The organism is Patiriisocius sp. 208BN25-11 (assembly GCF_058147145.1).
On sequence record NZ_JBYVJY010000045.1, the window covers coordinates 1 to 604 of the forward strand.

Sequence of the window (604 nt, forward strand, 5' to 3'; positions counted from 1 at the left end):
ATGCCGATGTAAACTGCACTTTTATACTACCAGATTACGCGACATTAGCAACGGCTTCAGACAACTGTGCAAATCCAGTTTCAATACTGCAAGTACCAGCACCGGGTACAATGGTGAGTACTGGTATTACTGCAATTACCTTGACTGCATTTGATGGTACCAATACAACAGATTGTACTTTCAATCTTACAGTTACAGACAGCACGCCACCAGTAGTAGTATGTCCAGTAGACCAAACTGAAAGTGCCAATGCAAACTGCGAATTTGTAGTGCCAGATTATAGTAGTCTAGCAACAATTACAGATAATTGTGGTGTAATCTCAATAACACAAACACCAGCTGCGGGAACTATTATTGGTTTTGGAACAACCCTAGTAGAGCTCTTGGTTTCTGATGGAACCAACACCGCAAGTTGTAGTTTTAATGTAATTGTTATTGATGACACACCACCTATGATTGATTGTCCAGAAAATGAAATAGTAAGCACAGATACCAATTGCGAATTTGTAATTCCAGATTACACAGGGCTAGCCACTGCAAGTGATAACTGTAGCGCAACCATAACATTGACACAAGACCCACTAGCAGGAACCATAGTAAGTAC

Annotated in this window: 1 protein-coding gene; it reads left to right on the forward strand. The window is 40.6% G+C overall.

The window, feature by feature from the left end:
- Positions 1-604, forward strand: a 604-nt coding sequence (locus ACY2RS_RS15490; RefSeq protein WP_490099575.1) for an HYR domain-containing protein, incomplete at both ends; no start/stop codon positions are given.